Source organism: Paraflavitalea pollutisoli, from assembly GCF_029360705.1.
Lineage (GTDB): Bacteria > Bacteroidota > Bacteroidia > Chitinophagales > Chitinophagaceae > Paraflavitalea > Paraflavitalea pollutisoli.
Genome location: NZ_JARKMX010000001.1, coordinates 1,090,348 through 1,101,756 on the forward strand (window position 1 = coordinate 1,090,348; position 11,409 = coordinate 1,101,756).

General features: G+C 50.0%; 7 protein-coding genes. 5 read left to right on the forward strand and 2 right to left on the reverse strand.

All coding sequences use genetic code 11. The features are described 5' to 3' along the window. Positions 1–96 precede the first annotated feature (96 nt). Positions 97–1,500 carry an MBL fold metallo-hydrolase gene (locus P2W70_RS04515; protein WP_276480231.1) on the forward strand — a complete coding sequence of 468 codons (1,404 nt, stop codon included), beginning with the start codon at positions 97–99 and terminating at the stop codon, positions 1,498–1,500. A 907-nt stretch (positions 1,501–2,407) separates the two neighbouring features. On the opposite strand, the gene P2W70_RS04520 is transcribed toward P2W70_RS04515, so the two are convergent. Next, positions 2,408–3,097 carry a LytR/AlgR family response regulator transcription factor gene (locus tag P2W70_RS04520; RefSeq protein ID WP_276480232.1) on the reverse strand — a complete coding sequence of 230 codons (690 nt, stop codon included), beginning with the start codon at positions 3,095–3,097 and terminating at the stop codon, positions 2,408–2,410. Then, positions 3,094–3,498: an Hpt domain-containing protein gene (locus P2W70_RS04525; RefSeq protein ID WP_276480233.1), complete on the reverse strand. Its 405-nt coding sequence runs from the start codon at positions 3,496–3,498 to the stop codon at positions 3,094–3,096. Before P2W70_RS04525 ends, P2W70_RS04520 begins: the two co-directional genes overlap by 4 nt. Positions 3,499–3,578: 80 nt before the next feature. Between P2W70_RS04525 and P2W70_RS04530 the strand changes: the two genes are divergently transcribed. The 4 genes from P2W70_RS04530 (at position 3,579) to P2W70_RS04545 (ending at position 11,370) form a co-directional block, all read left to right on the forward strand. Continuing rightward, positions 3,579–5,714, forward strand: a complete 2,136-nt coding sequence (locus P2W70_RS04530; protein ID WP_276480234.1) for a hybrid sensor histidine kinase/response regulator — start codon at positions 3,579–3,581, stop codon at positions 5,712–5,714. A gap of 194 nt (positions 5,715–5,908) precedes the next feature. Next, positions 5,909–7,864, forward strand: coding sequence for a sialate O-acetylesterase (locus P2W70_RS04535; protein WP_276480235.1), 1,956 nt, complete (start codon positions 5,909–5,911; stop codon positions 7,862–7,864). Positions 7,865–7,982: 118 nt separating this feature from the next. Next, positions 7,983–9,587, forward strand: coding sequence for a S10 family peptidase (locus P2W70_RS04540; protein ID WP_276480236.1), 1,605 nt, complete (start codon positions 7,983–7,985; stop codon positions 9,585–9,587). An 847-nt stretch (positions 9,588–10,434) separates the two neighbouring features. Further along, on the forward strand, positions 10,435–11,370 hold the full coding sequence (locus P2W70_RS04545; protein WP_276480237.1) for an AraC family transcriptional regulator: 936 nt from the start codon (positions 10,435–10,437) through the stop codon (positions 11,368–11,370). The last annotated feature ends 39 nt before the right edge of the window (positions 11,371–11,409 follow it).

The following is an 11,409-nucleotide window of genomic DNA, read 5'->3' on the forward strand; positions in this document are numbered from 1 at the left end:
ATTAACGAGCGCTTTGCACAACATTGCTTGCCCGATAGGGTTATAAGAAAGGAACGATCCGTACAGACGACATTCAAAAACAGAAATCAGAACAAGATGAAAATTGCTTTCCATGGAGCCGCCCGCACAGTTACCGGCTCAAAACATTTGCTCACACTAACCAATGGTAAGAAATACCTGCTCGATTGTGGCATGTTCCAAGGCATGGGTACCGAAACCGATACCCTGAACAAAACCTGGGGATTCGATCCCCGCGAAGTCGACTTCCTGATCCTGTCACACGCGCACATCGACCACAGTGGTCTTATTCCTAAACTGGTCAAGGATGGCTTCGACGGGAAGATATTCTCTACACCCGCCACGAAAGAACTGGCGGGCCTGCTGCTCGAAGATTCAGCCGGTATCCAGGAAAGCGATGTGAAATACGCCAACAAGAAAAGGGCCGTGGAAGGCCTGCCCTATATAGAGCCCCTATATACAAAAGAACATGCCTGGGAAGCCATGGGGCTTTTTGTGACCGTAGAGTATGAGCGCTGGCATACCATCGATGAATTTGTAGAGGTGATGTATACCGATGCAGGCCATATTATTGGCAGTGCAGCCGTGCACCTGCGCATCAAAGAGAACGGCAAAACCACCAGCCTCACCTTCAGCGGTGATGTAGGCAGGTTCCGGGATGTAATCCTCAAGTCGCCGGCAAAGTTTCCGCAGGCAGATTATATCCTGCTCGAATCGACGTATGGCAACAGCTTGCACGATGTACACATCACAACGCCCGACCAGCTCCTGCAGTGGATCGAAAAGACCTGCCTGCAGAAAAAAGGCAAGCTGATCATGCCGGCATTCAGTGTGGGCCGTACCCAGGAGTTGCTGTACGCCCTCAATCAACTCGAACTGGAAAACAGACTGCCAAAGCTGGATTACTTTGTCGACAGTCCGCTGAGCATAGAAGTAACGGAACTGTTGAAGAAATATCCGCAATACTTCAATAAGCACATCCAAAAGATATTGCAAACCGATAGTGACCCATTTGCCTTCACCGGATTGAAATATGTCAAAACAGTCGATCAGTCTAAACTGCTCAACTTCCGCAACGAACCCTGCGTGATCATCTCCGCCAGCGGTATGGCAGAAGCGGGCCGTGTAAAACACCATATCAGCAACAACATCGAGAATAGCCGTAATACGATACTGCTGACCGGTTATTGTGAACCCACCTCGTTGGGCGGCCGCCTGATGGCAGGAGCCCGGGAAGTAGGCATCTTTGGCGTACGCCATGAAGTGAACGCAGAGATAGGATCCATTCGCAGCATGAGCGCACACGGCGATTATGAAGACCTCAGCCAGTTCCTGGCCAGTCAGGACCCACGCGAAGTGAAAAAGCTATTCCTGGTGCATGGCGAATACGATGTACAACAACAATTCAAACAGCGCCTGGTGAAGAAAGGATTCCACGACGTACAAATTCCCGCCCGCCACGATGAAATCGGATTAGGTTAACACGCAATGTACTCCATGGGATATATAAACGAAAAAAGCTGCCTCACGGGGCAGCTTTAATTACTTTACTGTGGGTCGTCAAGCGTCTTTAAATCTGTCTGTAGAATCAGATGTAAGTCATAAAATATTGAATAGGGTAGCCATCATAGATATTGGTGCAGGTTTTCCTTCGAGGAGATTACTCAACTGTTCAACAAGCCTTTCATAAAATGGTTGGATCACATTGGCTACTCCGTGAAGCAGGCCTGAAACGCAGTCCACTGGCTGTTCCTGGACCATCGGTAAACAAAGATGCAGATTCTTTTTATTGCCACCTATTTTTTTCGCCAAACAGTGGCTGAACGCCGTTTTTCGGAAATACCCTGCCGTTCGCTCGACAATATACCGTCCACTCGCCGTTTTCCGGCATACCTAAAAAGCAACAACCGAACCTTGAGGGTTCGGCTGTTACCAATGAAATCCTGGGGGATTAAGATGAGTAAAGGCTGGAGCATTTACCCATTAGTTTTCATACTGTACGGACTTCATTTTGCTGTGTAACTAAAAGTATAGAGTATAACCGTCGCAATAAATCAGTTTGATAAAATCAGTTTGTTTAAGGCTTACCCGTTCATTCCCCCTTTTCCCTTTCTCATTGCTGTCTCTAGGTGCCTCGTTGCCTCTTGTTGCCTTCTCTCAGCCTTCTCGCCTTCCCTTTGCCTCTCTGCCTTTCCCCTCGTTGCCTTGCTGCCTTTCTGCCTCGTTGCCTTTTCGCTGATACAAAGGTGTAAAATGAACCGGAGGACTGGAAGTTTTTTAGCGTATCAACCGCAAAAGGCCGGTGAAACCGCCCCTTTTGTCGATAAATGGAAACGCCAGTATCGGGTGATACTGGCGTAACTATGTTAATCTGTTGAAAATTATCGTGTTAAATGATGTTGAGGCGCTTCATCACCTCGTTGCGGTGCGCTTTACTGATAGGGATCTCGTTGCCCTTGATATACAAATCGTTCTCCCGGATATCGTCGATCTTGGAGATATTGATGATATAGGAGCGATGCACCTTGATAAAGCTGATCCTGTTCACTTTTTCTTCCAGGTTCTTGATCGTATTGTGGGTCACATACTTTTTATCGCCCGTCACAAACTTCACATAATCGCCCATACTTTCAATATACAGGATATCGTCGTTGTTGAGACGCACCAGCTTCCCCTCACTTTTGATGAAGATATGGTCCGAGGCCGTAGCCGCAATATTGTTCTCCGGGGCCGTCGTGATCTTCTGCAGCGATTCCTGGAAGCGTTGGTAGGTAAAAGGCTTCTTCAGGAAATCAGTCACATTGTATTCAAAGGCATCATACGCATATTCCGATTTCGAAGTGGTGAGCACCACCTTCGGGAAATAGGCCAGTTGATCGAGCAGTTCAAAACCGGTAGCACCCGGCATCTCCACATCGAGAAAAAGCAGGTCTACCGAATGTTGGTTGAGATACACCAACGCCTCGGCCACATTGGGAAAATGAGCCAGTACCTCGATTTGTCCACTCTTTTCACAACACTTTGTCAGGTAGTCGGCGGCCACCTGCAGGTCTTCAACGATCACGCATTTCAAATTCATAGAGGATTGGCATTAAAATCTTTCAACTTGCGGTATTCTTTGTCAAGGATCAATTTCCCTTCTTCGAGCAGCGATAGCAATTGTTTGTAATCGGATTTGAGTGTTTCCGTTTCCTCGGCCCGGTTGCAGGCGTCTTCAAAGACCGCACAGCTTTGCTGAATATCGGTAAGCCCCACAAAGCCAAAGGCTGGTTTGATCTTATGCACCCCTCTCCGCAGGTCTGCCACACTGCCATTGCCATAGGCCGCCTGAATGGCATCCACATCCTCATCGTAATGCTGCAGGGTCACGCCAAACACCTCTTCTATATAAGGGTAATCGTCGGCGTACAAGCTAAACAGGTAGTCGCTGTTTATTTTTTCATTGAAAATGAACTGCTTAGATAGGGTGATTGGGTTCATGGGAAATAGATTTTCGTTTTTTCCGTTACAGTAACAGCTGGTTGGCCCGCTGAGCAACCAACGTATAATCCAATAACTCTATGAAGCAGAAATTATTATATCTGGGGTGGTCAATTTACCGGGATATTGTGTTTTCAGGTCTGCAGGAGGGCATCACAAAAGATCAACGCAAAAAGATCATTGGCTTTAACCAGTTCATCTTGTTGGCATTGCTGGTCAACTTCTTCTCAGTGATCTCTTACTTCTACCACAAGCTATACATCAGCGCACTGATCAATATTACATCCGCTTACTTTTTCTTACTCGCTTTTTATCTCGGGTCCAGGAAAAAACTGGAGGCGGGACGTATCATTGCCGTCGTCAATCTTAACCTATACCTGATCGTGATCAGTTATATCGAAGGACTCAAGGCCGGCGAATACCTCTTTTATTTCCCCTATTTTCTCGTGCTTACCTTTGTGGTAAGTATCCGGCGCAACTCACGTGAACTCTTCATTGTATATGCCATTACCGTCATAGCGTCGCTCATTTGTCTTAAGTTATCACCCTATACCAACAGCGTGCAGGTAATCAACGATGCACTCTATACCAGGCTGTACAGCAGTAACCTCGTGATATCGCTGTGCATGACCATCATTTTCTCTTATTCCATCCTGCGGGTCAACAAAGACAATGAGGTGGCTATCCTGCAGGAAAAGAAATTCGGCGATACCATTTTCAATACGTCACTGGATGGCGTATTCATCCTGTTTAGCCAGTCAGGTATCATCGCCAGTTGCAACAACCGCGCTCTGGAACTGTTTGACGTAAAAGAAAAGCGTGAGATCGAAGGATCACACGTAGAAAACTGGTTCGATGAAGACCATGTACGGCAATTCAGCTCCATCGAAAAAGCGGTAGAAGACGGCGCCCAGAGCTGGCAGGGCGAATTGGCCTTTACCACCACCACCGGCCGCACCTTTCATGGTTATGTGAGTGTAGCTCCCTTCTTTTATAAAGACGTTCGGTACACGAAGATCAGTATCCTCGACGTGTCGCATGTAAAGATGACCGAGTTTGAGCTCATGAAGGCGAAAGAAAAAGCAGAAGTGGCCGCCAAGGCCAAGTCAAGGTTCCTGTCCAACATGAGCCATGAATTGCGCACACCACTCAATGGCATCATTGGCGCTTCCAACTTGCTTGTACAGGAAGAACACCTGGCCTCTCAAACACCACACCTCGATATCCTTAAGTTTTCGTCCGAGCACATGATGATGCTCATCAACGATATCCTCGATTACAATAAGATCGAGGCGGGCAAACTCGAACTGGCCCAGGGCCCCGTCAACATCAAGCACTTCATACAACAGGTATCCACCCAGTTCTCCTCCCAGGCCAGGGCCAGGGGGCTGGAGTTCAAGACAGATATCGATGACCGGCTGGATGCCGAATTCATTACCGATGAAACTAGGCTAAACCAGGTGCTGAGCAACCTGCTGTCCAACGCGATCAAGTTTACCCACCAGGGTAAGATCACGCTGGCAGTGCGCAAACTATTTGCCTCCAGTACCAAGGCCACGATCCAGTTCATCGTCATGGACACCGGCATCGGCATACCCCGCAACAAGCACCGCGAGATCTTCGACACCTTTACCCAGGCCGATGTCAACACCACCCGCAAATACGGAGGTACCGGATTGGGACTGGCGATTACCAAGAAGATCGTCAACATGTTCAACAGCGACCTGCTCCTCGAAAGTGAAGAAGGAAAAGGCAGTGCTTTTCATTTTACGGTAGAACTCAAGATCAATGAAAGCCGTCAGCGCTATATCCACGAAGAGAATGTGGGCGAGTTGAAACAGCTGCCCGGCGTCCGCGTACTGATTGCCGAAGACAATCCTGTCAATATGTCGATCGCACGTCGCTTCCTCACCAAATGGGGCATCGAAGTGAGTGAGGCAGTTAATGGCCGTGAAGCGGTAGAGCAGTTCAAACGCGAATCTTACGACCTGCTGCTGATAGACCTCGAAATGCCCGAGATGGATGGCGCTTCCGCCCTGCGGGAGATCCGCAAGCTGCGGCCCGATATTCCGGTAGTTGCCTTCACGGCAGCGGTGTACGACAATATGCAGGAAGACCTGCTGCAAAAAGGATTTACCGACTTTATACACAAACCATTTCGCCCCGGCGAACTGCACGCAAAAATATCCTGGCTCGCACCCCCGCAAAGAGCCTGATCCCATTTCCCTAAAAATCCCAGGGCCGACCATAAATATGGCGGCTCTTTTTCATGGCGCTACCGGTAAATAGCAGGAAGCGTGTCTATAAAAACGTTCCCGGTCGTTCTTAAGGCATCCGGCGCTTGCTTTATAGCGGGCGCAACGTATTTTAGATGCCCAAACCAAGATTGCACATCCAACCAAACTTCTATATGAAAAGAGTTATGATCTGCCTGGCCCTGCTGGCTGGCACCGGCATCAGCCAGGCAAATGTTTCACTGCCCCGCATATTCAACGACAACATGGTACTGCAGCGCAACAAACCCATTCCGGTATGGGGCTGGGCAGCACCCAATGAAAAAGTGACCGTACAATTCAACCAGCAAACCAAGACCACCAAAGCCGATAAAACAGGCCAGTGGAAGGTAGTGCTGGACGCCGAACAGGCAGGTGGCCCCTGGCAGCTGGCTGTAAAGGGAAAAAATGCCCTGGCCATCAGCAATGTGATGGTAGGAGAAGTTTGGATCTGCTCCGGCCAGTCCAATATGGAATGGACGGTCACCAACAGCAACAACAAAGACCAGGAGATTGCCAACGCACAGTTTCCCCAGATCAGGCATATCAAGATTCCCAATACCACCTCCGCCACACCACAGAAAGACCTGCCGGGCGGCAGTTGGGAAGTGTGCAGCCCGCAAACCGTCGGCAACTTTACCGCAGTAGGTTATTTCTTTGCCCGTGAATTGTTCCAGCGGCTTAATGTACCCATTGGCCTGATCAATACCAGCTGGGGAGGTACCATGGTCGAAACCTGGGCCAGCCGCGAGGCCTTTGAACGCAACGAAGAATTTAAGAACCTTTTTGGCAACAGCAATTTTGCGCAACTGGAGAATAACCTGCAACAACAGGCCAGCAAGGTCATACAAAAAATAGAAGCACAACAAGGGCCGGTAAAACCAGGCATGAATACCAGCACCTGGAAAAACGCCGACCTCGATGATGCAGGCTGGGCAACCATGCAATTGCCTGCACTCTGGGAAACACGTGGCCTCGAGAATGTCGACGGTGTACTGTGGTTTCGCAAAACAGTCAACCTCACCGAACCACAGGCCGGAAAAGCGGGCACGCTTGAGCTGGCGCAGATCGACGATATCGATGAAACCTTTGTCAATGGTGTACGGGTAGGCGGCACAGCCCAATACGATGCCCTGAGAAAATATACGATCCCCGCAGGCGTACTGAAAGCCGGCAAAAACAGCATCGCAGTGAAAGTCACGGACGGTGGCGGTGGTGGAGGCATCTATGGCGATGCGGCTGGCATGAAGCTCACCGTCGACCAAACTTCCCAGTCGTTGGCCGGCAACTGGCAATACCGCGTAGAATCGATGCACACCAACAATACCGTGGCGCCCAACAGCTATCCCACCTTGCTGTACAATACCATGGTCAACCCCATCATACCTTACGCGATACAGGGTGCTATCTGGTACCAGGGCGAAACCAATGCAGGTCGCGCGTATCAATACCGCAAGGCATTCCCGCTGATGATCAACGACTGGCGCCAACGCTGGAACCAGGGCGATTTCCCCTTCTATTTTGTGCAGCTCGCCAGCTTCAACGCAGGCAATGGCAACACACAACAGGGTAGTACCTGGGCCGAATTGCGCGAAGCACAAACCAAAACCTTGTCCCTCCCCAATACCGGCATGGCAGTGACCATCGATATCGGTGAATCGAAAGATATCCATCCCCGCAACAAACAGGATGTAGGCAAGCGACTGGCAGCCATCGCCCTCCATGAACAATACAAACAAACCGGCGAATGGTCCGGACCGCTCTACCAGTCCATGCAGGTAAAGGACAACAAAATAGAACTGACCTTCGACCACGCAGCGACAGGTTTCCAGGTAAAAGACAAATACGGCTACATCAAAGGGTTCGAGATCGCCGGGGCCGATAAAAAATTCCACTTTGCCCAGGCCCTCGTTGTTGGTGGTAAACTGTTGGTATGGAGCGAGCAGGTAGCCGCCCCGGTGGCCGTGCGCTATGCCTGGGCCGATGACATGCCCGAAGCCAACCTGTACAACAAAGAAGGATTTCCCGCAGTACCTTTCCGCACAGATACGTGGAAGGGAATTACCGAGGAAACGAAATATGAGATTAAATAGCAATGGATAGAAATTATTCATTCCTTAACCAGAATGAACCAATAGTCGGCAAATAACCGGCAATCGCAAGGCAATCCTTTAAATTGGCTTTTTAAGTGCACAATAACCAAATCAGTATATGAGAAGAACTCTGCTATCAGTAGCGATGTTGGCCATCGTGGCAACATCCTTTGCACAACAAAGGCAGCCAGGTCAGGGCAGGCCCTCGGGGCAACCAGGCCAGCAAGGTCAACCCGGCGCGCCCAGGCCCGGCGCACCAGCTACAGCAACACCCGCCAGTCCTGCCCGGGAAGATAAAACCCCCGCCAAAACACTGATCGATCCGGATGCGTCGGTGACGACCACCCATGAAGTGACCATCAAAGGCAACCGTATCCCCTACAAAGCAGTAGCAGGTACCATGCCCGTATGGGATGAAGAAGGAAAGGCGATTGCCGGCATATTCTATACCTATTACGAAAGATCCGATGTAAGAGACCGTGCAAACCGCCCACTCGTGATTTCCTTCAACGGAGGTCCCGGTTCAGCGTCTGTATGGATGCACATCGCCTACACCGGCCCGGTATTGCTCAATATCGATGACGAAGGTTATCCCATCATGCCCTATGGCATCAAGGAAAACCCACACTCGATCCTCGATGTGGCCGATATCGTGTATGTAGATCCCGTCAACACAGGGTTCTCCCGTCCCATCAACAAAGATGTACCGACCTCGCGTTTCTTTGGAGTACGGGCCGACATCAAATACCTCGCCGAGTGGATCGGGACCTTTGTCACCAGGCAAAACCGTTGGGCATCTCCCAAATACCTGATCGGTGAAAGCTATGGTACTACACGTGTATCCGGCCTGGCGCTGGAACTGCAGAATTCCCAATGGATGTACCTCAACGGCGTGGTCCTCGTATCACCCACCGACCTGGGTATCGCCAGAAGTGGTCCCGTAGGCGCTGCACTGCGCCTGCCTTATTTCGCAGCCACCGCCTGGTACCACAAAGCACTGCCAGCCGACCTGCAGCAGAAAGACCTCACCGCCATGTTGCCCGAAGTGGAAGAGTTTACCGTCAATGAACTGATCCCCGCCATCACCCGCGGAGGATTCATTGCGGACGCCAAGCGAAAAGAGATCGCCGCCAAATACGCCCGCTATTCCGGCCTGTCCGAGAAAGTGGTCCTGCAGCACAACCTCGATGTGTCGACCAATTATTTCTGGAAAGAACTGTTGCGCGACAAGGGATATACCGTGGGCCGCCTCGACAGCCGCTACAAGGGCATCGATAAGGAAGACGCGGGAGAAAGCCCCGACTTCAATGCTGAATTGACATCCTGGCTGCATTCCTTCACACCACCCATCAACATGTACCTGCGCAACGATCTTAACTACAAGACCGATCTCAAGTACAATATGTTTGGACCGGTAAATCCCTGGGATCGCAGTGGAGACCAGACCGGCGAAAACCTGCGCCAGGCCATGGCCCAGAATCCCTGGCTGCATGTACTGGTACAATCCGGTTATTATGACGGAGCTTGTGATTACTTCAATGCCAAATACGATATGTGGCAAATGGATCCCGGTGGTAAATTGAAAAGCCGCCTCAGCTGGGAAGGCTACCGCAGCGGACACATGATGTACCTGCGCAAAGAAGACCTGGCCACCAGCAACGAACACATCCGCGCATTCATCCTCAAGTCGCTGCCCAAACCAGGCACACCGGCTAAGTACTAAGCTTATTAAGAGACAGGTATACATGAAGAGCGCTCCATCCCGGGCGCTCTTTTTTTTTAGGACACCGGAGAGCAGGTGCTCCACAAGCCTACGAGACAGTATCCGGTATCATCCTTCGGGGTATATTAAACCAGCGTTGCCCGCAATGGCACATTGGGCCGTAGCAATGGAAGCAGCCAACCCACCTTCTACAGCCAGAGAAATATTCCGGTCAGCTAGTAATGTCATGACATTTATTTAACGGTAAGCCTGGAATTTGGAAAGGGCCTGGAAGCGATAGTAAATTGGTGACCGATTGTAGTTATAACAGCGCAGCGGCAAAAGAGAAGTCAGGTGTTGGTAGGGTACCGCTCCCTACTCGCTTCCATGCCGCTCCCTACTCGCTCCCATGGAAGTGTAATGAAAATAGCACAACTTTTCTAAATCAGTCTCTTACACCAAAAGCGATAGGGCTTGGCGTGTCCCCGGCAGGCTGGCGGTTTTTTTTGCGCCACAACCATCAGGTACCAGACGGCATAAATGACCGGCTCACCAACAAAAATGGCGACCTTACGGTCGCCAAAAACTCGCCTCGAAACCTGCCTGAAAAGATGTGTTTGGTCAAAGCAATTCCTATTCTCTAAAATCATAATATCCAATCTACTACAGCACCACAACCCTGCACGATCAACCCGTGGGTCTGAAGTATTTTATTGATAGAGGCGCTTTTATACTTAATTATTTATGCTAATTTTCAAAATATACGGGGCAAACTGCTGCATTTTTGTACTTATTTGTAGCATAATTGTACCCTTTGTTTCCGGGATTGGGTGAAGAAAACTACCTTCAGAATGCCAAATCTATAGCCATGCCTGTAAAGAAATTCCTAGACCCGATCGACCTCACCCCGCCTGATCGCCTGGATACCCTGGTAGAAAACAGGCGCGTGTACAACCTGCACAATTGCGAGTTCAACGTGTATGAAAGCTTCCAGGCCGCCTACAGGGTTCCACTTAGGTTCAACGACCTTACCATCAGCAGCATGGTACGTGGCAAAAAGATCATGCACCTGTTTGATGAACCAGGTTTCGAATACCTGCCGGGCGAAACCACCATCATTCCCGCCAACGAACCCATGGCGATCGATTTTCCCGAGGCACAGTTTACAGATCCCACCCAGTGCATAGCATTGACAGTAGATGGTCAGTACATCAACCAGATCATGCACTACCTCAACGAGTATTACAACAGCGATAAGCAGGAACTATACGATTGGAAACTCAAGTTCAACGAACACCACTTCGACAACGACAGCGAAATAACCGGCATCATCAACAAGCTGATACGTATCTGCAGCAGCGACGATAAGACCAAGAACATCTTCGCCGACCTCAGCCTGAAAGAACTGTTCATCCGGCTCATGCAAAGCCAGCGATTGTCGCAGGTGTCGGCCGAGTGCATGGACAATACCAACAGCAACCGGTCACACTACGTATTACACTATATACAGGAACACCTGCTGGAGAAAATTGCGATCGATGAGCTGAGCCGCAAAGCCTACCTGAGCCGCAACATGTTCTTCAAATGGTTCAAAGAACAGTTTGGAATTACCCCCCTCGAATACATCACCCGCGAGCGCATCAGGCTGGCCCGCCAGCTGTTGTCCGATCGAAGGAATACGGTGACCAGTGTCAGCCAGCAATGTGGGTTTTCAGATGTCAATTACTTTATCCGCGCCTTCAAAAAATCGGAGGGCATCACGCCAAAGAACTGGCAATACGCGAGTTTGTCTACACAAGAATAGATCGGTACGACCCAAAAAATAAAAGAGGCCGCTCCATCC